At 48.7% G+C, this 25,112-nt stretch carries 31 protein-coding genes and 2 pseudogenes; 26 read left to right on the forward strand and 7 right to left on the reverse strand.

Going from position 1 to position 25,112, the window contains the following annotated elements; translation table 11 throughout:
* The first annotated feature begins 108 nt into the window (after nucleotides 1-108).
* The 10 genes from C3F35_RS25235 to C3F35_RS25285 all read left to right on the forward strand — a co-directional run bounded on the left by C3F35_RS25235 (nucleotide 109) and on the right by C3F35_RS25285 (nucleotide 6,476).
* On the forward strand, nucleotides 109-1,065 hold the full coding sequence (locus C3F35_RS25235; protein ID WP_022652178.1) for a hypothetical protein: 957 nt from the start codon (nucleotides 109-111) through the stop codon (nucleotides 1,063-1,065).
* Between the two features lie 408 nt (nucleotides 1,066-1,473).
* Nucleotides 1,474-1,743 carry a hypothetical protein gene (locus tag C3F35_RS25240; RefSeq protein ID WP_015063142.1) on the forward strand — a complete coding sequence of 90 codons (270 nt, stop codon included), beginning with the start codon at nucleotides 1,474-1,476 and terminating at the stop codon, nucleotides 1,741-1,743.
* Nucleotides 1,744-1,852: 109 nt separating this feature from the next.
* A complete protein-coding gene (locus C3F35_RS25245; protein WP_223203164.1) occupies nucleotides 1,853-2,389 on the forward strand; it encodes a hypothetical protein in 537 nt (178 codons plus the stop codon).
* 7 nt (nucleotides 2,390-2,396) lie between these two features.
* Nucleotides 2,397-2,654, forward strand: a complete 258-nt coding sequence (locus C3F35_RS25250) for a hypothetical protein (protein WP_015063144.1) — start codon at nucleotides 2,397-2,399, stop codon at nucleotides 2,652-2,654.
* A gap of 73 nt (nucleotides 2,655-2,727) precedes the next feature.
* Nucleotides 2,728-3,264 carry a hypothetical protein gene (locus C3F35_RS25255; RefSeq protein ID WP_015063145.1) on the forward strand — a complete coding sequence of 179 codons (537 nt, stop codon included), beginning with the start codon at nucleotides 2,728-2,730 and terminating at the stop codon, nucleotides 3,262-3,264.
* Nucleotides 3,265-3,280: 16 nt separating this feature from the next.
* Complete coding sequence (locus C3F35_RS25260) at nucleotides 3,281-3,727, forward strand: hypothetical protein (protein WP_015063146.1); 447 nt, start codon at nucleotides 3,281-3,283, stop codon at nucleotides 3,725-3,727.
* Nucleotides 3,720-4,328 carry a hypothetical protein gene (locus tag C3F35_RS27200; protein WP_015063147.1) on the forward strand — a complete coding sequence of 203 codons (609 nt, stop codon included), beginning with the start codon at nucleotides 3,720-3,722 and terminating at the stop codon, nucleotides 4,326-4,328. Before C3F35_RS25260 ends, C3F35_RS27200 begins: the two co-directional genes overlap by 8 nt.
* Nucleotides 4,318-5,277 (forward strand): DNA replication terminus site-binding protein, encoded by a 960-nt coding sequence (locus tag C3F35_RS25275; RefSeq protein ID WP_022652180.1) that lies wholly within the window; start codon nucleotides 4,318-4,320, stop codon nucleotides 5,275-5,277. The genes C3F35_RS27200 and C3F35_RS25275 overlap by 11 nt, the downstream gene beginning before the upstream one ends.
* Nucleotides 5,278-5,287: 10 nt before the next feature.
* Nucleotides 5,288-6,196, forward strand: coding sequence for a hypothetical protein (locus C3F35_RS25280; protein WP_022652181.1), 909 nt, complete (start codon nucleotides 5,288-5,290; stop codon nucleotides 6,194-6,196).
* On the forward strand, nucleotides 6,132-6,476 hold the full coding sequence (locus C3F35_RS25285; protein ID WP_015063150.1) for a hypothetical protein: 345 nt from the start codon (nucleotides 6,132-6,134) through the stop codon (nucleotides 6,474-6,476). The genes C3F35_RS25280 and C3F35_RS25285 overlap by 65 nt, the downstream gene beginning before the upstream one ends.
* 24 nt (nucleotides 6,477-6,500) lie before the next feature.
* On the opposite strand, the gene C3F35_RS25290 is transcribed toward C3F35_RS25285, so the two are convergent.
* A complete protein-coding gene (locus tag C3F35_RS25290; RefSeq protein ID WP_015063151.1) occupies nucleotides 6,501-7,682 on the reverse strand; it encodes a tyrosine-type recombinase/integrase in 1,182 nt (393 codons plus the stop codon).
* A 216-nt stretch (nucleotides 7,683-7,898) separates the two neighbouring features.
* On the opposite strand from C3F35_RS25290, the gene C3F35_RS25295 reads away from it, so the two are divergent.
* The 15 genes and pseudogenes from C3F35_RS25295 to C3F35_RS25380 all read left to right on the forward strand — a co-directional run.
* Entirely contained in the window at nucleotides 7,899-8,111 is a 213-nt protein-coding gene (locus C3F35_RS25295; RefSeq protein WP_022652191.1) for an Hha/YmoA family nucleoid-associated regulatory protein, read from the forward strand.
* Between the two features lie 176 nt (nucleotides 8,112-8,287).
* Nucleotides 8,288-8,929, forward strand: a complete 642-nt coding sequence (locus tag C3F35_RS25300) for a hypothetical protein (protein ID WP_015063153.1) — start codon at nucleotides 8,288-8,290, stop codon at nucleotides 8,927-8,929.
* Nucleotides 8,930-9,220: 291 nt separating this feature from the next.
* Nucleotides 9,221-10,294, forward strand: a complete 1,074-nt coding sequence (locus C3F35_RS25305; RefSeq protein WP_022652192.1) for a competence protein CoiA family protein — start codon at nucleotides 9,221-9,223, stop codon at nucleotides 10,292-10,294.
* Nucleotides 10,295-10,821: 527 nt separating this feature from the next.
* Complete coding sequence (locus C3F35_RS25310) at nucleotides 10,822-11,214, forward strand: hypothetical protein (protein WP_022652193.1); 393 nt, start codon at nucleotides 10,822-10,824, stop codon at nucleotides 11,212-11,214.
* Between the two features lie 409 nt (nucleotides 11,215-11,623).
* Nucleotides 11,624-11,854 carry a hypothetical protein gene (locus C3F35_RS25315; RefSeq protein ID WP_022652194.1) on the forward strand — a complete coding sequence of 77 codons (231 nt, stop codon included), beginning with the start codon at nucleotides 11,624-11,626 and terminating at the stop codon, nucleotides 11,852-11,854.
* Nucleotides 11,855-12,006: 152 nt separating this feature from the next.
* Nucleotides 12,007-13,212, forward strand: a complete 1,206-nt coding sequence (locus C3F35_RS25320; RefSeq protein ID WP_015063155.1) for a hypothetical protein — start codon at nucleotides 12,007-12,009, stop codon at nucleotides 13,210-13,212.
* Nucleotides 13,213-13,480: 268 nt separating this feature from the next.
* Entirely contained in the window at nucleotides 13,481-14,116 is a 636-nt protein-coding gene (locus tag C3F35_RS25330) for an HNH endonuclease (protein ID WP_327062019.1), read from the forward strand.
* Between the two features lie 114 nt (nucleotides 14,117-14,230).
* Complete coding sequence (locus tag C3F35_RS25335; protein WP_015063157.1) at nucleotides 14,231-14,638, forward strand: hypothetical protein; 408 nt, start codon at nucleotides 14,231-14,233, stop codon at nucleotides 14,636-14,638.
* Nucleotides 14,639-14,670: 32 nt separating this feature from the next.
* Nucleotides 14,671-14,874: a hypothetical protein gene (locus tag C3F35_RS25340; protein WP_022652195.1), complete on the forward strand. Its 204-nt coding sequence runs from the start codon at nucleotides 14,671-14,673 to the stop codon at nucleotides 14,872-14,874.
* Nucleotides 14,875-15,059: 185 nt separating this feature from the next.
* Nucleotides 15,060-15,971: an HNH endonuclease gene (locus tag C3F35_RS26940; RefSeq protein ID WP_022652196.1), complete on the forward strand. Its 912-nt coding sequence runs from the start codon at nucleotides 15,060-15,062 to the stop codon at nucleotides 15,969-15,971.
* A gap of 129 nt (nucleotides 15,972-16,100) precedes the next feature.
* The gene (locus tag C3F35_RS25350) at nucleotides 16,101-16,355 is read left to right on the forward strand and encodes a hypothetical protein (protein ID WP_022652197.1); all 255 of its coding nucleotides are present in this window, start codon (nucleotides 16,101-16,103) and stop codon (nucleotides 16,353-16,355) included.
* A gap of 84 nt (nucleotides 16,356-16,439) precedes the next feature.
* The gene (locus C3F35_RS25355) at nucleotides 16,440-16,751 is read left to right on the forward strand and encodes a hypothetical protein (protein WP_032610398.1); all 312 of its coding nucleotides are present in this window, start codon (nucleotides 16,440-16,442) and stop codon (nucleotides 16,749-16,751) included.
* A gap of 430 nt (nucleotides 16,752-17,181) precedes the next feature.
* Nucleotides 17,182-17,349, forward strand: a pseudogene (locus C3F35_RS25365) (DDE-type integrase/transposase/recombinase); the annotation flags it as partial.
* A gap of 272 nt (nucleotides 17,350-17,621) precedes the next feature.
* Complete coding sequence (locus C3F35_RS25375) at nucleotides 17,622-18,698, forward strand: IS110 family transposase (RefSeq protein WP_000227969.1); 1,077 nt, start codon at nucleotides 17,622-17,624, stop codon at nucleotides 18,696-18,698.
* A 16-nt stretch (nucleotides 18,699-18,714) separates the two neighbouring features.
* A pseudogene (locus tag C3F35_RS25380) lies at nucleotides 18,715-18,991 on the forward strand (IS3 family transposase); the annotation flags it as partial.
* Between the two features lie 199 nt (nucleotides 18,992-19,190).
* On the opposite strand, the gene fghA reads toward C3F35_RS25380, so the two are convergent.
* The 5 genes from fghA to C3F35_RS25405 all read right to left on the reverse strand — a co-directional run bounded on the left by fghA (nucleotide 19,191) and on the right by C3F35_RS25405 (nucleotide 22,764).
* Nucleotides 19,191-20,027: an S-formylglutathione hydrolase gene (fghA, locus tag C3F35_RS25385; protein ID WP_012561110.1), complete on the reverse strand. Its 837-nt coding sequence runs from the start codon at nucleotides 20,025-20,027 to the stop codon at nucleotides 19,191-19,193.
* Between the two features lie 64 nt (nucleotides 20,028-20,091).
* Nucleotides 20,092-20,490, reverse strand: a complete 399-nt coding sequence (locus C3F35_RS25390; protein WP_012561111.1) for a VOC family protein — start codon at nucleotides 20,488-20,490, stop codon at nucleotides 20,092-20,094.
* A 43-nt stretch (nucleotides 20,491-20,533) separates the two neighbouring features.
* Nucleotides 20,534-21,643: an S-(hydroxymethyl)glutathione dehydrogenase gene (frmA, locus tag C3F35_RS25395; RefSeq protein WP_017384070.1), complete on the reverse strand. Its 1,110-nt coding sequence runs from the start codon at nucleotides 21,641-21,643 to the stop codon at nucleotides 20,534-20,536.
* Between the two features lie 34 nt (nucleotides 21,644-21,677).
* A complete protein-coding gene (gene frmR, locus C3F35_RS25400) occupies nucleotides 21,678-21,953 on the reverse strand; it encodes a formaldehyde-responsive transcriptional repressor FrmR (RefSeq protein ID WP_017384071.1) in 276 nt (91 codons plus the stop codon).
* Nucleotides 21,954-22,066: 113 nt separating this feature from the next.
* A protein-coding gene (locus tag C3F35_RS25405) for an IS1 family transposase (protein WP_223195083.1) occupies nucleotides 22,067-22,764 on the reverse strand; the annotation gives its coding sequence in 2 pieces (ribosomal slippage) (nucleotides 22,067-22,515 and nucleotides 22,515-22,764; 699 coding nt in all).
* 400 nt (nucleotides 22,765-23,164) lie between these two features.
* Between C3F35_RS25405 and acuI the strand changes: the two genes are divergently transcribed.
* Nucleotides 23,165-24,148 carry an acrylyl-CoA reductase (NADPH) gene (gene acuI / locus C3F35_RS25415; protein ID WP_023280857.1) on the forward strand — a complete coding sequence of 328 codons (984 nt, stop codon included), beginning with the start codon at nucleotides 23,165-23,167 and terminating at the stop codon, nucleotides 24,146-24,148.
* 62 nt (nucleotides 24,149-24,210) lie between these two features.
* Here the strand turns inward: acuI and acuR are convergent, their stop codons facing one another.
* Complete coding sequence (gene acuR, locus C3F35_RS25420; protein WP_023280966.1) at nucleotides 24,211-24,867, reverse strand: acrylate utilization transcriptional regulator AcuR; 657 nt, start codon at nucleotides 24,865-24,867, stop codon at nucleotides 24,211-24,213.
* Nucleotides 24,868-25,112: the final 245 nt, after the last annotated feature.

Below are 25,112 nucleotides of genomic sequence, written 5' to 3' on the forward strand. Positions count from 1 at the left end.
GTTTAACTGGCAGGATAGAATGATTTAGAAAAACATATTTTTATCCACCCACTGGGGAAGTTGCTCCCCTATGGGGCACTTCCTTTCAATTTTCCTGAGGAAGTGAAAATGACTAATTATACTGATAATCAAAACTACGTTCGTGCAGTACTGGCAGACATTGGCATTGATTTTGATGAGACAGAGATTCATATCAATGTCTCTCACTGCCAGGGCGACGAGGTTTCTTTTTCTTGCAGTATATCAGCCAGTGAATTAAGACAGTCTGTGGACCATTATGCGGAAACGCTTAATGCTACTCAACTGGATGGACTGGATGCTAATACCCTCAAGAAGCGCCTGGTTTACTTCCTTGAGGTCTTCGACCAAGTTTCCGGTCAGTATCTGGATATCTCTGGTAAACACTACGCGACTAGCCGCTTTGAATACGATGATGTCTGTTGTGATATCCTAAGTCTTTCTGCGGATAGCACACAACCTGGTGGCTATGATCGTGAAGAATACAAAAAACTGATGGAAGTTGATGGACAGGTTTTAATCGCCCGTTTTGCACTGGAACAATTCTGGAATACGCATTTTATTGGGCTTATCAACTATGTATCAGATGAAATAACATCCGGTCTTCATGATGCTTATCGCACTTTCAGTGATATAAGCATGGCCGCTTATACATTTAGTGAGTATTCATATTCACGTCGAATTACCGACGAACTGAGTCTGCATATTTCACTTCAAGAGGACGATTTCGACGATCAATTAACCGATTGTTATATGGATGAAACAACGCTGCCGTCCGGCAAAGTAGTTTTACGTCGTAATAATGAATCGATTATTGATATTTATGAAAGTTATGCTGCAAAATCTTACTTTCATATGGTTGCTCATGTTCGAGTCCTTGATCAAGATGGTGAAGTCGTTAATGAACTTTACCAAGGGGTGAATGTATCTGAATTGACTGGTGGCCGGGTTAAAATCCATGACCGTCAGGATCTAATTTATGAAGTATTCTCCACATTACGTAAACTCATCCCCGCTACAGAGGTTAAAGTCTCCGTTGCGGCATGAGTGCTGAAGATAGTTTTATATCTTCAGTTTTTTATACTCCCAAGAAGGCACGGTTATCCGTGCCTTTTTTTATTCCTCAAATCTGTTCTTTAATCCGCTATATTTCAACGTACTCATTGACCGATATGATTAACTGCATTGCTCTCCGGTCACAGCTCTTCATAAACCATCCGTTACCTTCCGCATCAACTCCAATCCAAAATGACACTCTTTCTGCTGCTTCCTTTCCTGCTCCGGTTAGTTTCAATTTTTTGACACGTGTTTCCGTTTCCGGCCGCAATCAGTCTACATGCTGGAGACTGCATAAATAAAATTTACTTACTTTGTTTTAGTTTCGCGAAAATAGGTCTCTTATCCGAAAAATGGAACGATAGAGATTTGTATACTGTTTAAAACAAAGGAGTGACTATGCCTGCCACCATAAGTCTGAGCAATATCCCTGTGAACTCGGTCTTTTCCCACGACCAAAGCCAGTTCTCTTATCGGCATGTTGATTTCAGTATTGAGTTGCTGCTTTCTTCGGGAAGTGACTCACAGCTGGAGTATCTTTTTCTCAAACCGGCAGCTGAAGTAAAGGCCGATCTACAGCGTCGTTTAGGCCGTGGGGAACTCTTTGTGACAACAGACAGTTGCGACAATTTTAGCGAAGTCTATGGCTGTATGGGACACGATTGCTGAGGGCTTTATAAAGGCAGGCGTCCGATTTTATAACAATACGAGACACAAGCACCTAATGATGACTGAATCGTTCTATGACTGGGTTGTGTACTGCATCACGGGCGTAATAATGGCGTCGGCGCTCCTCGAAGGAAAAAGAACCCGTTTCCCGGCTGCATTTTTTTACGGAAGCATTGTGCTTCTGGTTGTTTTGATTGTGGCCGGTGGCCTGAACTGGTGGTTTTACCGGTCAAAATTCGGCTCAGTCGTCGTTATTTTTGCTGCTACAACACTGTTAATGACCCGATTCAGGATGGTCATTTATGCGCTCAGGTTTCGGTCGCTGGTTGCAGGTCTGCAATCACACGTTAACAAGGGGTTCAGGATAATCCTCGTTTTACCCGAAAATGAGGACGAGAAGATCGTATTAATGAGCATGTTGTCTAAAAAAATACCCGCAGGCGCGTTGTTTTATACCCAAACTGCTCTGGGTCCATATTCAGGGGATCTACTGCATGCATTGGGACAAAAGCATCTTATGGGCGAAGGTTACCTGCTTCTCTGTGAGCAACAACTTCCTGCCCGAACCTGGCTAAGCACTGTGGAAAACGGTGAACCAGAGACGTCTCTTGCAGTCAATTTTCATTCGATCCCTGATATGGAGTGATACCCCTATGTACAATACCGATTCACAGACCGTACCAGCTGACACCCTGTGTGAAAGCAGTTCTCAGGTGAAAATTCAGTTAAGTCGAAGTGCCTCCCGGGCGCTGACGACGGCGAAAGAAATTCTTGAAACCCGGGGACTGGAATCTGTATCAACTGAAGATCTCGTTCGGGCATGCCTCGAAGAAAATCATCCTCTCGATCTGGCCAGCATCTATCTTGAGCATCGACTAAAACAGAAGGGGACCAGCATCTGCGAATTTTAGCGTTTTGCAACCTATTGGGGAAAATCCGGAATGTGTTTAAATAGCTGTAAATAAAGCAATCTACAGGTAAATCATGAAAAGCAATCTTCATCCTTTTGGAGCGTCTGGCACGAAACGAGTACTCAAAACGGACATTGCGTTGTCGCTGCTCTGTTGGATGTTTACCAGTCCCTTTAGCAACTGGACCGAAAAATATTTTACCGGCACAGAGGTGCCTGAAGCACCGATGCCCGAGTTGGGTCAGGCACCTGAGGCTATCTTTCGATTTGTGCTTAATGATGATGGTTTTGATGTTGGTTATGACGCTGTGGGTATGGATCTCTGCTGTTTCTCTATCCCACTATCTGCAATGCCAACAGTAAATCTCGACGAAGAAGAGACGTTATCCAGGCTGACTGGCGAAATGATCCACGGCGTACTGCTTTCTCTGCCTGAGTACCTTGAGATGCCAGACAGGCTTGTCTATCAGCTAAATGATGAGGTAATGGCGTTCAATTCACACTGTGGCAACGGAATTCTCCATGGATGGACGTCAGCGCAAGAGCTGTGGCGAAACGAGATCTTGCCACGCACACCTATTTTGATGCAGCACACCTCAGTCATTCACTGAGTTCCGGGGGCTCTGGATGAAAAAGCGACTTTACCTGTTGGAATGGAAACTTTGTGAGACACGAGCCTGGTTAGGATGGATGGTTTTTTGGTTGATCATCAGTTTTATGCTGTTATCTGCGATGTTGATGACAGGGCATTTGCTAAACAAGTTTGTCCTAGCGCCCGTCTGGCTGTTTATCTGGTGCTCTCCCTGGTTATGCTTCTTGTTGAAGGTACGCGTGACCGAGATTGATAAAGGGCTGGTGAATACCCTTCAGCTCGGAGGTTTACCGGTTTGTCGGTGGAGCCGTCCTGTAGTTCCCGGCATTTGGTCTGTTGATCGAATGAACGGCCGCTACAGGCTGAACCGTATTGGCACGGATGGCCTAACGGTACATTATCCGTGGCGCTTGCATTATCAGCCTTTGTTCCTGACTCCGGATAACCAGATTTCTGATATTAACGGGGGTAAACATGAATGAAAAATATGACGCTGTAGTGAGTGCAGCTACCTCCTGTCTGTTGTATGTCCGTGAAAACGGAAGGTCAGGCCTCGGGGAATGCCCGGTGGCGTATTCGAATGAACTCATCAACAGATGGCTTAGTTCGGCTGAACGTCGTAATTTGCATTCTCGTCAGTGTTTGCGTTCGATCCGAACCATTCTGAAGCAAGCCAGAAAGTGTCGTCAGCCTGATTTTAAGAGCGTGATGCATTTGCTGGTGGAAGGTAATGGCGTTATCCCGGATGTTACAGTATCGGATTTGGGTAATGTGCAGAGTATACGAAATGAACTTATTGGACTGGGCTGGTGGGTGAAGTTCGGTGTACCGCTGGACTGGCAGCGTATCAATCTGCAACACAGGCCTGTCAGTTTTGGCCTTTTGTCCGACCTTAATCGTTGTTTCAGGCATGACGGCCAGCAGGCTGAACCTCTGCCCCTTTATACAACAGGCAATTCCGATGAACTGCGGAAGGTGTTGGAAAAGTACAGCTACCGGCTGCGTATCGCATCTTCAGAAGTGGTTGAGGATGTAACGGTGTTGCGCTGTTTTATTGAAACCGGAGTGATGAATGTCCAGTGAAAATTTACCTTTCTACCGTGATCGGATTCTGGAGCGAATTGAACAGCTCAGAGCCTTTCTGAATAACCATCAGCCGGTGATGGCGGAACTGATGACTGTGGGGGCCGTCACGCGCCACGAAGAGCGGCTGAAAGAGGTTACCCCAATTGAGGTGAGTACTATTTCTGATGCCTCTGTAGATGACATTATCCGTGTATTTCAGGATTTTTGTATCGATGACATCGATGTACTCAGCAGGAATTCAACGAAAGTAACGACCAAATATCCGGGGCTGATTATTGTTCCTGAGGGTGCCGAACTGCTGAGCAGAATTATTCGCGATATCAACGACGCCAAAACTGACTTTGCCTCAGCTATGAAAAGGGTAAATGATCAGAAACACATCCGCTTTGAGGAAGTTCACCGTAAACTTCCCGGCCTTGTGACAGTGGCGTCTACTCGCAAAATTATGTTTGTGGAGGCACGGCTTAAAAAAGTTACTTTTTGCTGGCGACTAAACCGGAACCAGGTAAAAACCAACGCCAGTGAGCTCATCGCGATGCTGGATAAGCGTCGTACGGCAGCGGTCAAATCGCCAGCGACCACTGACCTGACAGTGGTTGCGAACATCGATAGGGCGAAGGCATTACTTGAAAGAAAGGTCCTACAAGACGGGGATGCGTTACGTCTTTGTCGGACCAATACCTTCCCGGTTCCGATCGCGCATCTGTTCTCATACCGTCCTGAAGGCACGGAGCGTGGAAGTAGCAAATACGCCGAGACGGATTACAAGGTGGTGAAAGCCTCACTGCCCATTTTCGCTGTTGGACAAAAGCCAGCATTTAAAGGTCTTCAGAACTGGGTGCCTGCGTCGGATGACGCACCGTCAAATGCACGAAGGATCAACCATAGCTACACGGAGCTTGTACCCGGTGCGGATCTTGGCATTTTCATTATGAGTAAGGTCTGAGGAGAAAAGCATGCAATGGATCTCCACTACCAGCCAGAAGCTCGATGAGAGACTTTATCGTGTCTGTGTCTGGGTGAAAAAATACCACGAGGACGCTATTAACCGTGTTGTATTGACGGTGGATCTCAGTAAAGCCCGACATGACCCGGGAGAGGATAAGGTACGGTCCGAGTTACTGTGTGGCCATTACTTTCTCATGAGGAAGGAAAACAATGCGAAATCGGCGCCAGCGGATCAAAACTTTGAATTTTTACCTGACGGCCGCAACCTGAGCTGGCAGACGTCGACCCCGGGGCTTCAGCAGCTTCTGCTGAACAATAATGTACCGGAGTCCCTCAGGACCCTGGCTGATTATATTCACATACGTCTGACCAAACTGACAATGGTCCCGATGTCGGGAACCATAATGAAAGCTGCACAGGAAGACAGTATCAGCTGGGTGAAAGTGGATCTGCGATATTTCTGGCAGTATGAACTGGTTGATTCCCATCTGGGACCTGTCCAGGTGTCTCATAAGGCGCTTGTGCGTTTTGGCCGTCTGGCTAAACACGATGAAAATGCCAGCGCTATTCGTATGCTTCGCCAGCGGTTGTCATCACCATTTATTCAGGAATATGAGATGCCTGAGGAGGAGCTGAAGCGTAAGCAACAGATCATGAATACCGCCGATGTGAAAATGCTTTTTCATGCTCATTATCCGGGGCAGAAATTGCTGTTGGCCCGGTATGCCAATGGCTGGGTGCTGGTGGATTGTTTCCTGTTCCACCATATCAAACCCAAAAAGAAGGCGAAAAACAAAACCAAAGCAGGCAAATCAGAAACACAAAATATAAAAACGACGGGGAGTGAGGATCATGGAACTGGGCATTATGGTGTGCATCGTGTTGTTACTCTCACTGGCAGCGGTGTGGATCAGTAACAAGGCGGTGGGATTACTGGAAATCCATTATTTTAAGCGACCGCTGAGCATGGAATATGCGGCGTGGCTGAGGGTGATGTGTGCCGGTTTGTTGTTTATTTTTATCCAGATGGCCCCGGCATTCACGTTTCTGTATACGCTTAAGCTGGTGGCACTGTTAAACTTGGGTGTGCAAACTATGAAGCTTAACGGCGTTTATAAAATGAAACGCACAGGTATGCTGCCGCCGAAAGACGCCCTTCAGGATCTGAACCGGTTTAATCCTTTCCGTAAGAAATAACCCTCAGCAGCGCCCGCATGGGCGCTACTCATCCAGCGCTCCGCGCATGAATTGCGTCATCGCTTTTTTACCAGCTTCAATGTTACGGATATAGCGTGAAACCATCTCCGCGTTGCTCCAGTTACCCATCTCCATGATCTGCAAGAGCGTATACCCGGCATGAGCAAGTTCGATGGCACCGCCTACGCGGACGCTGTGACCGGTCCAGCATCGGGTGCCCGTTTCCTGCGGATGAAGCTCTTCCCAAAGCGCTTCAAAGGCCCGGAGTAGCGTGTTCTTACTAAGCATACCCTCATCCTCGACGGGAATGGGTTCGCCATTTCCCCCGAGCGGGGTTCGGGTAGGCAGATAGGGCATGTTATGGTTTCTCAGCAGCGCATTGATTTCGTTACCCTGGCTTCGTAAACCCCATTCAGGTGGCATATATCCGTTATCCTGAAAGTTAACGGCCTGAAAGAGATAGTCCTTCGGATGGCTGTATTGATCCCTTCCGACCATACCCATCAGCCTTCTCAGTGTGGCTGTGAGGTTAGGGGTCAGATGATAGGTGAGCAGGGTACTGACAGTGGATTTTGTCCGGTATACCGTCAAGGTAAAGCTGCCGGTCTTTTCATCCAGCACAAGGTCTTCCATCCGAATTCGCCTGATCTCCGCTGAGCGAAGCAGTGTTTCAAACCCTGTCCAAATTAGGCAAAGGTCGCGGAGTTTGCGCACCGACTGCGTCGTACTGTGTGCTTTAATCAATGCCTTTAGATCCGTCACCATGAATGGCGTAGCCTGGCGGGTAACTTTCTGCTTTCGGGCTTCAGCCTGTTCGAGGGCCGCAAGAATATAACCCACTTCAGATGTGATGATCCCAGGCTGATCGAGTGCTTTCCTTTGGATACTGTTCAGGGCATGCAGGCACCCTTTAATACTGCTTCGTGACAGTGACTTCTGAAGATGGTCTAAATAGGCCAGCAGTGGAGTTTCAGTCACCGGGAGAGAGCTGGCGGGCCAATCTTCGTTCACCTCCTTTCCTGCATTTGCCTGATACCACTCATTCCAGGAACGCAGCCAATGGAGATACGTCTTAGCCGTATGGTATTTCAGGTGAGAAAAATAGCGGATGAGGCGCATCAGTTGCTTGTCATTAACTTTAACCGTAGACAATTGTTGATGGAGATCGTTGTCTGCAAACCGTCTGGTTACTGGCTGGCTATTCATTGTGTCCACCTGAATACACTGTTTTTATTTACAGCCATTTTAGCATTGCGGTACCTGCTTATGAACAGGTTCCGGGCAACAAAAAAAGGGGGCCCGCCAGTTCAGCAACGAGCCGGAGTTATACGTCAAATAGTTGCAAAAAAAATTAGATTCCCGGAACAAATCCACATAAGATTGGGATACTGTACTTTTGCTGAAAATAACTTAAGGTTGACCATGTCCGAAACTAAACAGGCGTATTTGATGAAATTTCGTAAGTGCTCTTCATTTGACACACTGGAAAAAGTATTTGAACGACTCTGTGAAAAGAATGTTGGTATAGTTTCACTAGAAATTTCCGGGGCATATGACCATCGAAAAGCTGAACTGACAATGAAAAAACTCTACGATAAAGTCCCCGCCAGTGTATGGACCCTGGTTCGTCAGTAAAATGAAAATCCCGGGAACCATTATACAGCCGACGTTTAACAAAAAGAGGTTTATGAAATCGTCTGTTGAACATATAAATTTATTAAATTATTTATTACCACCTCTGGGAATTAGTTTAATCAGAAAAGTAATAACTTCACTTAAAATGCTTTACTTGCTCTGTTGTGGTAAAACGCATGGGAATTAAACCTTTATTAATTTTAACTCTTCCATTCATCTCCTTTTATTTAAACGCGGCGAGCCTAAACGAGTTCAGTCAAAAACTGGATGAAGGTTACCGTTACGCCTGTAACGCAACTCAGACGGGCAACGCAGAGGTTGCCTCTCTGGCGCTTGAGAACTACAGGGCAAATTTCACTACCTCAGACCCAAAAGTTGGTTTCAGCCAGATAATGAATGATGAAATAAACAAGGTTGTCTCGAATTTTTTCAGAATGGGCATGATCCAGGGGAACACCAGTACTGCGGCCTGCGAGACGCCTTCGGAGTTGCTGAGTCAGACCGCTTTGGCGGTATATTCCCGACAGGAAAAGGCGGCGTTGGCATCGAGCCTTGATGCTGTCCGCTTCACTGAATATGCGGCGCAGGCCTACCCGATTTTTGATTCAATCCGGAGTACAAGCATCAGTGAGGATGAAGTAATTAATCAGATTAATAAAATTGGGAATAATGCAATTATAAATGACAAGAATGCTATTGACGCCAGCAATGCGACAAGTGCGATGAAAAACGTAGTGACTGTACTTTTTTCTGCCCGGAGTGACCCGGAACTTATGCAATTTATGATGGGTTATATTGATCAACACAAACTGCATTGAATGTAGGGTCCAGTATTTATATTAAATCAGCTTTCGTCCTGAAAGTGAGCCCACTGTTGGAATGCTCACTAATTCCGGTTCCGTCCGTATTAATAAGTCTCACTGCTGGTGGAGGGACGGGCAACCGGAAAAGTAGCTTTTTACCAGCATAGAATTGCCATCGCTTTATCCATTTGCCCCTGCCACAGTAATAAAAGCAACTTAAAAACTCATGAAAAAAGACCTCTTATCGAAATGTCATACTGCTTTCGTCCGATATAGTGAATGTCTGTATGCTGCGGGGGAAATAACATGCGAAAGAGCTATACCTATGGGATTCCTTTCGGACTCCATCGCGAAACTGGACGGTATCTGGACATCACGGAAGTAAGCAGAGGGAGTGCATGCAACTGTATCTGCCCCGGGTGTCGTACGGATTTGATCGCCAGGCAGGGTGAGGTCAAACTCTGGCACTATAGCCACACCACGGACCTCTTCGGTGATTGTGACGGCTTGATGGAGGCGATTCGGGGAAAAATTATTGAAGTTGTCCGGGAAAGACATCTTCTCGGTTTCCCGCATCTTCTGGCCGGTTATGAAGGCGGGAAGGTGCCACTTGATGAGGTAAGCGGCAGCGGAAGCATGTTCGGCGCCACGGCAGATCTGTTTGTGAAGGTTAACGACCTCTGTGTCGCCGTGTTTCTTGATACCGATCGCAGCGTGGCCGGGAAGCTGACGTTCGACCATCTCCATCCCTCGGAAATGGTAGCAGCATTACGTATCGATCTGCCGGATATAGAATACGAAATCAGTCAGGTACAACTTGGCAGGCGAGATGGAACCTACAGCGAACGTATCGAGAAAATTATCATTGATGAGACGGAGTCACGAGAGTGGTTGTATCATCCCATGATGCAGGAACTGGGGACTGAACCCCTGAAGGTTTATCAGGGCCGTGAGCCTGCGGAAGCAGGACCACTTCTCCAGCGTCTTTCCGACTGCTACATGAAGCTGCCGGACATCTTACCCCAGAGCATGAATACGCTGATAAGAATGCAGCAGGACACCATCGTTTGTTTGTGTCGGCTCACCGTCAGAGCATCCAATATAGCCCAGACTGATGAATTTCCGCTGTTTATACGTTACTTCCGTCTGCATTGTCTCGACACCAGTGAGCATGTGAATTACGAGAAATTGCTGAACTGGCAGGACATGATCACAAAATCACAGGAAGGGCAGTCGCTAACGATGGAGGAACGGGATTATCTCCAGGAAATCGCCCGTATTGGCCTCTACAACCACCGACTTAAAAGTGTCTGCCTGACGGCCTGCGAAGACAGTAAGGTGGCAACAACTGAAGGACCAACAAATTTCTCATTGCTCTGAAGGGGGCTGGGGAGTTACGGGCCTGGCGGGCATGGAAACGTAAACAAAATCTACTTGCTCGCCTTAAGCAGTAATGGGTTGTTCATTTCTTACATGGTCTCAGAGTACCTATCATGATCAGTCCGGTAATATAAACTGGCACAGCCATCATAACAGCCCAACGCTAATGGACATACATTAGCGTTGGGCTGTTATGGCCGAAAGACTGGATCAGGAGTTCCGGATTTTTGCGCGGTAGGTGTGTTTGATCCTTTCAATCGTGGCAAGAGATGCATTCCAGTAGCGTTCAGCGTCGGGGCGATATTGGTCATCGAAGATGCAAAGATTCAATAATAGTGTAATTAGCGTCTCCTGGCGGCAAAGTCAGTCGGCCGGAACTGGTAAACTGTATTCCACCTCACCCGGGCTGGCGGGCGACTGACGTCTTGCCGGTTCATAGCCGGTGGTCGCGTCTGACAATGCGGTGTCCTGCCGGTAGTGACGCTGGCAGGGAGGTTTGCCAAATATACCCTACAGGGACTTCAGGAATGAATACGTTCGAACAGTTTAAAGCACAGGTCACCCAACATGCCTGTGGACTCGGTCCGGAACAACTGGCCGGGTACTGGGGGCGGTCCACCAGCGGCGAATGTGTTTCGCCATCGTATGAAGTGTTCAGGGGTTATCCGACCCGCCATCCGCTGGCGGAGTTTGTGGAGATGGCTGCATCCCGCAACGGCATCAGGCCGGATGACTACCTGGGTGATTTACTCCGGGGGCCGCATGAGGTTGTCGGCTCCCTGACGGATGACAGCACGTCACCCGCCGCCAGCCTGCCTGTCTATTTCTTCCCGGGTGCCGGGATTTACGCTGCGGCGGTCAGTGATACCGAGGTGCTCGATGTCTGGATGAGCTGGCCTTGCTACCCGGAAAACTGGTGAACATCCGAAACCGGGTTAACCGGCCGGGGATGATTTCCACGACAGCTGGTGCGGACGTGATAACACAATTGCATGTCCTCATCCCTAATGCCCCCTGCCAGACCCTTCCGTGCGGTCAGGCTTCGCCTGATTCCCGATCGGCGCGTATACATCAGGCTATAACTCTTTGTTTTCTTTTTATTTTCTTCCTGTTTACTCGAAATTCGCGGGCGGCCTTGCCAGGGCACAATTGTCAAATACGTGATACTGATGGCTGCACATTGTTAATGTCGGGCACGATGTTTTGTAGTTAACAAGCACTAGTTGGATGAGGACATGCAACTTCATGATGTATCTGACGCTGTTGACTCATGGCAGTCGCCAGTTCAGTTACACCATAAACGTTAGCTTTTAATAAGAGAGGGTTACTATGTTTAGAACTGAGCAAAAGTCAGAGCATTTAGGCCAGGTCATGATGATTGATCCGGAGCTGGTTGGGCAGGGCATAGAGGTTGGACAGGTCGTTGTGTTTGATCTGGGGCACGCCAGCAAAGGCGTTGTGCATTTGATGCGCGAAAGCAAAAAGCGTGATTGTTTTTCCCCTACAACAGAGCGCAAACAGACTTTCAATATGACCGATCAAACTACCAAGGGAGGTTGATACGGGTAAGACGACTGTGGGGCACATCTCACACTGATGATGAGGTCATGCAACCTATTAGTCACCGACTTGGCTGATGTTATGATGTACATCGCTTTCATCTCTTTAGACCGGTCTGAAGTAGAGTCTCAATAATCCGTGAGGAATTCGTTATGAGCCGTGAAGTACCTGCTGGTAGGTTTTTTTGTATGGATGAGTTCCACAATCATCATATGAACGATGATGTCATTCGCGAAAGGCTCCGCTCAATAGACGGTATCCCCGGTGTGAGCTATCAGGTATATGGCGATAATGTTTTCGTGTTCGAGAAACTTGTCCAACTGGTGAAACAGAATGGCCATAACCTGGCAACAGCCTTAGACCTCGTTCCGCAGGCAACAATGACCGCCTCAGAGGCTATTGAGGAGTGGTCGGTCTTCCCGGCGCCATATTCTCGTGAGATCAATAATACCGACCATAGTCAGGCGATCTACCACCCTTATTTCAATGCGTATTTGCCCCGGAAATATCCTGACCGTGACGCCTGTAATGCGGATGCGACCAGATTGCTTCTCGGTAATCCTGTCGAGGGTGAGGGGGATTTTGTCTACCGGGGGCAGTCCATGATCCTTCGCCAGCCCTTTACACTCGACCGTCTTCCCCCACGGCCTGAATGGGATGTGCCGGTGTATGAAAATCCCGGTGCCTACACGCATCTCTGGAACACGGATTTTGTCAGTGGCTTCGCGCCGGTTTCCGAATCTTTGTTTAACGAGGTTAAATCAGCGGAGTGGGAATGGAACCACGCTATCGCCGCGACATGCGCGTACATGGGAAATCCGGAGTGTTTCGCCTCGTTGTGGCCCCGGGCGGGAGAGTTCGGACTGGAGCAGCTGGAGCTCAAATCCAGTGACGTTGACGAACTCGATCCGGAATACCACCAGCAATTCCAGGCTATATACCCGGAGCTGTCCATGTTGTCCCCGGCCGCTATCCAGAGAGCCTATGACGAGTACTGTGAATCGATGTGGGAATACCCTGAGAGGTGCGACGGATTTCTTTATCACCTTATTGGCAGTACCGTCAGTTCGAATGTGTCCCGCGACAACCCGGAAAAAACAGGAAGACTCATCGCACACGCATGGCTGACAGGAGCCTCGGTTGAGGATGCCTATCGTTTTGGCTCAGAGGCTCAGCAGTTCGATACCGCTCTTTCTGGGCTGGCGTATCAGGTATCCGTGGCCATGAAATTTGTTGCCGGTGATTCTGCGGCCGCAGGAAATGAAGGCCATCCGATCAGCACACTTTCCGATACCTTCCGTCAGATGAGAAAAGTAAGTAGTACCCTCCTGACGGCCACACAGAACGGCCGGAAATGATAAGCACTAACCAATATGGATTCTAACAAAAAGCACGATGAATACGTCGACTGGCTCATTGAGCAGGCAGACGATCATGAAATAAATGCCATCAGCTCAGGACTCAGAGATGCGTGGGAACTTTGTACGACCTTTCTGGCCTGTGTTTTGCTCGGCAGTGGGATGGTTCTTGCCTGCTTAAATATCACTCAGTAGGGAAATCTGATGACAACTCAAATTGAAGTTATGACGGTTGCTGAGCTGCATGCTCAACTACAACAGCTGGTGGATGATTGACTCGGAGATATTCCGGTATGTGCGACAGATCTCCGCGCCCGGTAACGGTACCGGCGGCGACATTTTTCCGGTGAAAACCCAGCAGGACTACCGTGCCGCCTACCGTAAGCTCGAAGCGGATGGATATGCACCGGCCGTTATCGAACAAATGACCACAGGCGCTGCCTACAATCTGGCTTATCCACGAATCCCGTTAAAACGCTCTGAGAACGCCACCAGCGAACGGAAGCGAAAACCTGACGTGGACATTCAGGGAGAGCCTTGCGAGCGCTTTGTGACCCAGCGGAGCGGCGCAGCGCAGACAAAATTCAAGAATCTCCTTGTTGAGAATTTCGCGGGTCGGTGTGCGGTCACGGGATGGGTTAATGGTGGTGTGCTGGTAGCGGCTCATATCGAGCATGGGACGCGCTACAACCCTTCGAACGGCATCCTGTTGACGCCGACAATGCACGCGCTGTTTGACGCGGATCTGATGGGTATAGACCCGTCCACACTCACCGTTCATTTTAAACCGGGCATCGAGGCGGGAGAGCTGTTTGAAGGCAAAACGCTCAACCCGTTGGTGTATGACCTGGATACAGACCGGCTGGCTGCTCGCTGGGCTGATTTCCTCGGTACCGAGGAATAGATGGAAAATCCAGCCTATACCGGATGACAGTGTTTCCTGGTTAGGCACCTCATTCTGAGATGTGCTGACTGCACGCCACCATTTTATTGAAAACCGACAGAGTTGATACCACTAATGCCAAATTACCTTACGGGATATTTAAAAGCGACCATTGTTATTTTATCTGCGGGCCTGTCAGGTTGCGACCTGGCAAATGGTGCGACGGAAAGTGGAGTGTATCAGAAATACACGAATGGACCTTTCAGGGAGCCGACTATCGTGATGAGTCCGGGCTGGCGAATGGATGACCACGGCAAGGAAGCACTTATATTCGGGAGCAGCCAATGCCCAGATGCTAACGGCAACACTACGTCTGAGGGCGGTTGCGTCCTCATTGAGAATCACTCTGAGACTGTCGCGGTCATCGTTGTTGATGCGACAAAGCAATTCCGACGCCAGGAAACATGGACGATTGAACATAAAAAGGATCGGACCATTGTGATGCGCCCGGATAACAGTTATGTGATGCCCTGGGTAAAATAGCCAATTAAGTTAATCAAATTAGGATTCATACTATGGGCATTCAAGATTTGGTTGGAAAAGAAAGAGAGCTGATCGTCGTCGCACTACTGGCCCTGCATCGTGAACGCGTTAATAGTTTTAATTCAGCTTGCACGGCATGTTCATTAGCGGGGAAAGAATGGCCGGAACAGGAAATGTTTGGTATTAACGAAGTAATGAATGCCCTCCGCATGGTTGGTGCTTTGCCTGTGAGATAATGAGACCTGCTAGCTTCGCATCTGGCTGATTGATTGCCTGACCTATAACGGATTTCATGAGTTTTGAAGAGATTCTGATGTGGACGCCGTGAACAGGCCTCTTAGCGACGAGGGCTCGTTTTTATGACTAGGCGTGGACGCCAGTGCCAACCTGAATGAACAATGGGATGCAAACCGGAAACAACATGAACACCAGAGTGAATAAGCCTCAACCCGTCAGGCTTCGCCCTGTCTTCCAGAAACTGGAAGAGCTGGGGTTAACAGGGGAAATTATTTCCATTCGCACGGACGGGAAAACTGGAACCTTAACTCCAGACCTGAAGCCTGGTATCTTCAAAACGGGTCCCTGCCAAACGAAACGGATCATGACCGGCAACTGGGTTATCGCTGACTCAAGGGACTACTTTGAACATGTTGTTCTGTGTGTTGAGCGTCCAGACGGAGCCTATGACATATTCACCGGCTCTTTCATAAAATTATATCCGGTTGAAAACTGCAAAAGCAAAATCGTCGAAATGAGTAACCCTGTCCTGGTGGGCATGACTTACTCCATCCGGAAGGTTTTTAATGGAGGAAAGTTCAGTCGGCGAGGAATTGCCTATCTCTCGATCCCCGCAGTAACATCAACAAAAGTAACTTTTCCTTCCCGAACGTATCAGGAGGGGCAGGAACAAATCACAATGTCGAGCCCGGACCAGGCACCATTTTCCGAAGATGTCCGGAAAAACTGCGCCGGTACGTGTGTTCTTACCGGCGTTCGAGCCAGACAAAGAACTGAGGCAGCGCACATTAAACCCCGTCATGCTGGTGGTGAGCCGGATGTGACAAACGGGATTCTACTGCGAAGTGACATCCACACCCTCTTTGACAATTGGCACTTTTCAATCGACCCTGATTCAATGAAAGCCCGTTTCAGCCCGGATGTGCTCTCCGTCGATAAAGACTTGCTACAACTGGAAGGCAAGCAAATTGATTTTTCCCGCTTGCAAATGCCTATCAATATTGAATACCTGCGACATCACTGGAACGAATTTTTTAACCGTCATGGCAATCCATTCAGAAAGAAAGAGCCAAATAATAAAAATCAACAATTATGAAAAACGCCCAGTTAGCAGCAACATGCACTATGAGGCTATGTTAGCCTAATGGCATTCTTATTTGATAAAGCTTGCTACAAGAAGTTTTGTCAATGTTCAACCTGTTTATCAAACCTATGGAGATTATTTATGACTGGGAGTGGTATGAATACTGTACGCATAAACAATGAAGTGAAACACATCTCAGAGTTAGATTCCGAGACCCTTTCTCTTGAATGGAATAAACTGAAAAACGAAAATAACGAACTGTATCGCTGCATAAAGGAAGCAAATTCTGGTTGGCGAGGTTTTGTCCTTCGTTTGATAGGGGTTCATCTGCCTGATGGTAAAACAATTGTCATTCATGGTGTTAGCACTAAAAATGAATCTACTCACACTGAATAATACACAATAGAAAAACTGTTAGTATCAAAGATCACAATGAGGCTATGTTAGCCTTCGAACATTCACAAGAACTAAGAAATTCAAATGGCTTACGTTCAATTCGAGGTAAAAATGATGGCAGATATCAATGACTCTTATTATGCTCGTAACGAAAAGTGGATTAGGCCAGCACTGATTGCTTTTATATTTGCATTTGGCAATAGTCTCGGTGATATTCTCGGGGTTGCGAGCCCCATAGTTTCCACAGCAAGTATGTGGTTGGCTGCAATTGCGTTTATTATCACTGGTGTAATGGTGATGTTTACAGATACGATTTCAGCACATATTTTAAAATTGTTGGCGGTCGTGGCACTGTTAGGGGCAGTCATCACTTTAGTGATTCGCTATTTCACATAGAATCCCTCAATGAATGCACCGCTTGCACGCTTTCTGAGTTATTGTTTCCCTTTATAAACGTCGGCTTATGTATAGCGTTCATCTGCACAACGGGGACGTTGAGTGAATGAGAACTGCCGGATTGCGTTCCTGCATTACCACAATCAGAGATCCTGGTTGTGGTTTCTAAGAAAATTCTGAATATCGGTTCATGAGACCGGTGGTTACAACTTGTAATATATTAGACTTAGCTTTTGATTCATATATTTGTACTATACCCACATCATTTATATGGATGTAGGTCGCTATGGCGTTAAAAGGCAAATTAACTCTCAATGATGCAGATTATGCTCCATTTGAACTTAATGGGGTAGGCGTCTTTATGGCCTTTTCCGGAAACGGAATATACAGAAATCACGGTGGTTGCAGGGTTGTGCCGGATAATGGACCTAAGCGCTGGGCGTACCTCGCCGTTGTTCTCGACCTGTTCTCAAGAAAACCAGTGGGCTGGGCCATGTCGTTCTCGCCGGACAGCAGGCTTACCATGAAAGCACTGGAAATGGCATGGGAAACCCGTGGTAAGCCCGTCGGGGTGATGTTCCACAGCGATAGTAATAATGCCGATGTCAGTCTTTACCACCACTTAGTTTGCCGTTTAACCAGATTGGTGTGATTACTGATGCAGTGAAGACCTTCCCGCATCCTGACTCACACAGCGATCGACCTTTTGTGTCCTGCCCTGGACCCGTCGGTTGCCGGAAGCGCCTTCATGCGAGGCATCTCCTCACCGATGCGCGTGACTCAAGAAGGGCCTGACGGCTTGTCTCGTTACTGTCCTGTCCGGGTTATCTGTCTGGAGATTCAACTCTGTTTCCTCACAGGAGCTCTGTCATGGTTGATAAAGTTACCGAAGCTGCCGTTGTGGGTGGCGTGGATACACATAAAGATTTGCACGTTGCCGCTGTCGTAGATCAGAACAATAAAGTCCTTGGGACTCAGTATTTCTCCACAACACGACAAGGTTACCGGCAGATGCTGGCATGGATGACCTCGTTTGGGACATTAAAGCGAATTGGTGTTGAGTGCACAGGTACCTATGGTTCCGGTTTGCTTCGTTATTTTCAGAACGCCGGGTTAGAAGTTCTTGAGGTGACTGCTCCAGACCGGATGGAGCGACGCAAACGGGGTAAAAGTGACACAATTGATGCTGAATGTGCCGCTCATGCAGCATTCTCAGGCATCAGGACAGTTACTCCCAAAACGCGTGATGGCATGATTGAGTCCCTGCGGGTATTAAAAACTTGCCGAAAAACAGCAATATCAGCCCGCAGAGTCGCTCTCCAGATTATCCATTCAAATATTATCTCTGCCCCGGATGAATTACGTGAACAGCTCAGAAATATGACGCGCATGCAGCTCATCAGGACCCTGGGTTCCTGGAGACCTGATGCCAGTGAATACCGCAATGTAACCAACGTTTATCGCATTTCATTAAAGTCCCTTGCCCGACGCTATCTCGAGTTACATGACGAAATCGCTGATCTGGATGTCATGATTGCGGCAATTGTCGACGAGTTGGCACCTGAGCTGATTAAACGTAATGCTATCGGATACGAAAGCGCTTCACAGTTGCTGATCACTGCCGGAGACAATCCTCAACGGTTAAGATCAGAATCAGGATTTGCGGCACTGTGTGGTGTCAGCCCGGTCCCCGTTTCTTCTGGAAAAACGAACCGTTACCGACTTAATCGTGGTGGAGATCGTGCTGCAAATAGTGCACTTCACATCATCGCCATCGGACGCTTACGAACTGACGCAAAAACAAAGGAATATGTCGCCAGGCGTGTAGCCGAAGGACATACAAAAATGGAAGCGATACGCTGTCTAAAGCGATATATCTCCCGCGAAGTTTACACGTTACTGCGCAATCAAAACAGGCGGATCAACAGTATCCCGATAACAGCTTGACTCTTAGAAGGGCGTCCAGGGCAGCCAGTACGGCAGTGACGACTGGCAGCGCTTCTACCGGGCCAATAACCTGGCGCCGAGCATGAGCCGGCGTGGCAACTGCTGGGATAATGCGGTGGCCGAATCGTTCTTCAGTTCGCTGAAAAAAGAACGGATCAGAAAACGCATATATAAAACCAGGGATCTGGCCCGGGCGGATCTTCGATTACATTGAAGTCTTCTATAACCGGTCCCGGCGCCACAGCCACCTCGGCGACGTCAGTCCGGAGGCCTTCGAACAGGCCTCGTCGTGAGGACAGGATTTGTCTACAGGCGTGGGGTCAGTCCAAACTATAGGGCAGGATCGTCTACCGGGGCGGGGTCAGTCCATCAACGGCTCGGAAGTGTCTAGATTATCCGTGGCGATTCAGTTACAGTACATCTCAGGTCTGCAGGGTTCAGGCCCTGTTCAGGCCTGAAAATTAAGCACATTTTCTGAGGCTGGAAATCAACTCATGCTGACAGCCTGAGCCTGTTGGCATGGTAAGCAATGTGCTCACCAATAAAGCTGGAAATGAAATAATAGCTGTGGTCGTATCCAGTATGATATCGGAACGACGCATTGAGGTTCATCTCATTGCATACTCTCTCAAGGATTTTGGTGCGCAGTTGCTCTTCATAAAAGGCGTCACTCAGCCCCTGATCAATGAAGATTTCTGGTAATTTTTCACCCTGTAAAATGAGGCTGACTGGATCGTAGGCTTCCCACGTTTTTCTGTTTTCACCCAGGTAAGCGCTAAATGCCTGTTGCCCCCATGGCACCTGAGAAGGCGATACTATCGGGGAAAATGCTGATACGCTCACATATTCACCAGGATTTCGCAGAGCCAGCACCAGAGCACCCAGCCCTCCCATAGAATGACCGGATATAGATTTTCTTGCCGTTGCAGGAAAATGATTCATGACGACATCCGGAAGCTCTCTGAGAATATAGTCATACATCCTGTAATGAACATTCCACGGCTGTTCCGTCGCGTTCAGATAAAAACCGGCCCCCTGGCCAAGATCGTAACTGTCGGCATCCGGGACATTATTACCCCGGGGACTGGTATCCGGGACAACAACGATGACGTTATGCCGGGCTGCATAATGCTGCATACCTGATTTGGTGATGAAATTCTGCTCAGTACAGGTCAGGCCCGACAACCAGTATAGTACCGGCAGTTTTTCTGTTACTGCTTTGGGAGGAAGATACACACCGAAATTCATTTCACAATTAAGGGATTGTGAATAATGCCGGTACACGTTTTGCCAGCCGCCAGAGCTGGCATGCTGCTCAATGAGTTCCATCAGCCGTTATCTCATGGTTATTTCCCCTGACCGAAGCCAGGGGAAGTATCTTTAAATCCGGACGTCAGATAAACGTATACGCCGTGATTTTGTTACCCGCCGGATCCCGCAGGTAGGCAGCATAGGCCCCGGGAAGGTGACCACGCGGGCCAGGTTGACCTTCATCAGCTCCACCGGCGGCAAGGCCGGCAGCATGGAAAGCATCAACCTCTTCCGGGGTGGCAGCAGCGAAGCCGACAGTCACCCCGTTAGCGGAAGGTGCTTCACCGTTGCCCGGACGGGCAATGATAAATGCCGGCTTTTCGCGGCCATAGAGTACCCAGCCGTTGCCAAACGGGCCGAGGTTATTGATACCAAGCGTGCCCAGGACGACATCGTAAAATGCGGAGGATTTCTCGACATCGGCTGCGCCAATGAACACATGAGAAAAGATGCCGTCACCAGAAATTACCGGAGTTGTCATTTTCCACTTCCTTCAGTTTGAGTTGATTAAAATTCTGATGGGATCAGTAATGAATCACTGTCCGGATAGATTTGCCTTCATGCATAAGCTCGAAGGCGTCATTGATTTCATCCAGTGTCATCGTATGGGTTACAAATGGCTCAAGGTCAATATCCCCCTTCATGGCATCCTCGACCATACCGGGGAGCTGAGTGCGGCCTTTTACTCCGCCAAACGCGGAACCTTTCCATACGCGCCCGGTGACCAGCTGGAAAGGACGGGTGGAAATCTCCTGTCCGGCCCCTGCGACACCAATGACAACGGACTGCCCCCACCCACGGTGAGCACTTTCCAGCGCTGCACGCATGACGTTAACGTTACCGATACATTCAAAGGTATGGTCAATACCCCACTTGTTGATATCCAGCAGAACATCTTTAATCGGTTTGTCATAATCATTCGGGTTAATGCAGTCAGTGGCCCCGAACTGACGGGCCAGGTCAAATTTTGTCGGATTAGTATCGATAGCGATAATACGTCCCGCTTTTGCCTGACGGGCCCCCTGTACCGCAGCCAGACCAATTGCCCCCAGACCAAAAATGGCAACTGAATCGCCCGGCTGCACTTTAGCCGTGTTATGGACGGCGCCAATACCGGTAGTCACGCCACAACCCAACAGGCAGACGTGTTCATGGTTCGCCTCCGGGTTAATTTTTGCCAGAGAAACCTCGGCCACAACGGTGTATTCACTGAATGTGGAACATCCCATGTAGTGGTAAAGAGGCTGACCGTTGTATGAAAAGCGAGTGGTCCCGTCAGGCATCAGTCCTTTGCCCTGAGTCTCGCGAACCGATACACAGAGGTTCGTTTTACCGGACTGGCAGAATTCACACTCCCCGCATTCAGCGGTGTAGAGCGGAATAACATGGTCACCCGGCTTCACACTGGTGACGCCTTCACCAACTTCAACGACGATACCGGCTCCCTCGTGGCCGAGAACCACCGGGAAAACGCCCTCAGGGTCATTCCCTGAGAGGGTAAAGGCATCGGTATGGCAGACACCTGTGTGGGTGTTTTTAATCAGCACCTCGCCTTTTTTAGGCGGAGCAACATCAATTTCAACAATCTCCAGGGGCTTCCCTGGTGCAAATGCAACAGCGGCACGTGATTTCATACGTAATATATCCTCAATGTAATAATGGCCTCACCTATTTAAGATAGGCACGAACCAGCTCAATCGTATCGTCAACTGATTTACTGACTTCATGACTGTAGCTGTCATTCTGGTCAAAGGTTTCCCGTATGTGGCTCTCCAGCACCTCTGCCATCAGTCCGTTAGCGGCGCCCCGGACGGCGGCGATTTGCTGGAGAACGGAACGGCATTCAGCGCCACTTTCAAGTGCTCTTTCCAGAGCATCAATCTGACCCCGGATACGGCGAACCCGGGTTAGGACCTTTTTTTTCTCTTCAGGAGTACTGGGCATTGCTTACCTCACTGCTCTGTATTTCTTATACTATAGGGGAGTATTACATTAAGATCAACACATACCCCACTATAGTATAATAAATATATCAGAGCACCGGTAATGACTCCAACTTACTGATAGTGTTTTATGTTCAGATAATGCCCGATGACTTTGTCATGCAGCTCCACCGATTTTGAGAACGACAGTGACTTCCTGCCCAGCCTTGCCAGATGCTGCCTCAGATTCAGGTTATGCCGCTCAATGCGCTGCGTATATCGCTTGCTGATAACGTGCAGTTCTCCCTTCAGGCGTGATTCATAAAGCGGCCAGCCATCCGTCATCCATACCACGACCTCAAAGGCCGACAGCAGGCCCAGAAGACGCTCCAGCGTGACCAACGTGCGTTCACCGAATACGTGCGCCACAACCGTCCTCCGTATCCTGTCATACGCGTAAAACAACCAGCGCTGGCGTGATTTAGCGCCGACGTAACCCCACTGTTCGTCCATTTCCGCGCAAACAATGACGTCACTGCCCGGTTGTATGCGTGAGTTTACCGACTGCGGCCTGAGTTTTTTAAGTGTCGTAAAATCGTGTTGAGGCCAACGCCCATAATGCGTGCACTGGCGCGACATCCGACGCCATTCATGGCCATATCAATAATTTTCTGGTGTGTACCGGGCTGAGAGACGGTGTAAGTGAACTGTAGCTGCCATGTTTTACGGCAGTGAGAGCAGAGATAGCGCTGATGTCCGGCAGTACTTTTACCGTTACGCACCACGCCTTCAGTAGCTGAACAGGAGGGACAGCTGATAGAAACAGAAGCCACTGGAGCACCTCAAAAACACCATCATACACTAAATCAGTAAGTTGGCACCATTACCCGAATTACCAGCGTCTGCTCTTGGCACGGAGCGGACCTATTTACTGAGCCGAAGGTCCGCTCAGACTAACTCATTAAAGCCTGGTTGTTTTATCGCATCATCAGCCGTGTTCTGAAGCATTAGCTATGTATCTTCAGGGATGCTGATTTTCCCTCTGCACCAGATAAACCAGAATACAGTTTGATGTCGGTCAAAAAAGACAGCTTTAAGTGCATGAAATGAATAATGTTTCTTGAATGCTGGCAAAGCACTGGGATAGTAGTGTTGATTATTAGACGATCGGTCAATATTATTTATTGACGACTTAATGACTGAACGGTAAACGCCCGGACAAACGAGGTGAACGTGTTTAAATCTTTATTAATCAACAAAACAGATGGACGCTATAGTGCGCAACTTGCTGAAATCGCTGAAAGTGAACTACCGCAGGGGGATGTGGAGGTCAATGTTGACTATTCATCCATCAACTACAAAGACGCACTGGCCATTACGGGCCGGGGCCCAATCGTCCGACGCTTTCCCATGGTGCCCGGCATTGATTTTACCGGTACAGTGTCCGCCAGTTCACATCCCGAATATCAGGCCGGAGATAAGGTTCTCCTGACCGGCTGGGGTGTTGGGGAAAAACACTGGGGCGGACTATCCGAAAAAGCACGGGTAAATGGAGACTGGCTGACGCCGCTCCCGGCTGGCGCTAACGGCAAACACGTAATGGCAATCGGAACAGCTGGGTTTACCGCGATGCTGTGCGTAGACGCACTTCTGAATCATGGTATTAAGCCTGAAGATGGTCCGGTACTTGTTACCGGTGCCAGCGGCGGCGTCGGGAGCATTGCGGCCATGATCCTTGCATCAATGGGGTACCGCGTTACGGCGTCTACTGGACGCCCGGAAGAGGCTGCCTGGCTCTATAAAACGGTCGGTGTGGACGAGATTATTAACCGTTCCGAGCTCTCCTGTCCCGGAAAACCGTTACAGAAAGAACGCTGGGCTGCCGCCATTGATACAGTCGGTAGCCATACGCTCTGCAATGTATGCGCCGGGGTGCGTTATGGCAGTATTGTTGCAGCCTGCGGCATGGCACAGGGGATGGAACTAATGGGGAATGTGGCTCCGTTTATCCTGCGTGGCGTCACGCTGAAAGGGATTGACAGTGTCATGTTCGCGAAGGAAAAAAGAGCGGCGATCTGGCAGCAGGCGGTACAGTATTTACCGGAGTCCAGACTGGATAGCCTGACCACCGTTTATCCGCTGAGTGATGCCATCAATGTGGCCGAAAAACTTCTGAGTGGCGGAATTCGTGGCCGGGCAGTAATTCAGTGTAGCTAATGAAGTGGAAGCCAGGCTCAGCCTGGGTTTGATAATTATTATCAGGGGCTGCGGCCCCTTTTTTACTTTTCAACAGCCGTGTCCTTAGAGGGCTGATAGCGTACTGACTTTTTGAAATAGCTCCAGAAGTCGTACACAGGCTGGGTTGAGCAATAAAGTTTGGCACGCATTACGGCACCCTCCCAACTGCTCCAGAAAATGGCCGCCAGTTGCGTATTATTCATATCGGAACGGATTTCGCCCGAAGATAACGCGTCGGACAGACAGCACGCCACAAGCGCCTGCCAGCGCTCAAGTATTTCGTGGAGCTGTTTGATAAAGGACAGTGGAAGACCCGGACTCTCCTGCATCATATTGCCAACCAGACAGCCCCGGGTGAAATTGTACTTTTTAATGCCGTCGCAGGCATCGTCGATGAAATTTTCCAGACGCATCATTGGTGTGAAGGATGATTCATACAGATGTTTTTGGAGTTTATGCACAAAGAAACTGTCATAGGCGCTCAGAACAGTCTGGGCATACTCTTCTTTGCTCTTGAAATAGTAATAAAATGAGCCTTTAGGAACACTGGCATTTTTGACAATGGCATCGACTCCCGTTGAAAGAAAACCATTCTGCGTGAGCAGTTCAAGCCCGCTTCGGATCAGGTCATTACGGGTATCTGTATAGGTACTCTCTGTTTTTCGTGGCCTGCCTCGCCCACGAATTTCGCCAGTCATGACTTTGCTCCTGCATTTTATTAACGGAAAAGAATAAGTGATTTTGCGCGGAGGCTTCAATCAGTTTATCCCCGGCGGTGACGAGGTGGCCACCTATGCCGACTGGACAGGGGACTGACTATTGCCATAACGCCATCGCAGGTTGCTTCAGTAAACCTGCTAATCCCGTACAATGGCGAATTCGCTATATCCGCTTCTCGCACTTAGCTGCCATAAATCGGCCAGGCAATCACAGGTCATTTCTG

This window comes from Leclercia sp. LSNIH3 (genome assembly GCF_002935105.1).
GTDB lineage: Bacteria > Pseudomonadota > Gammaproteobacteria > Enterobacterales > Enterobacteriaceae > Enterobacter > Enterobacter adecarboxylatus.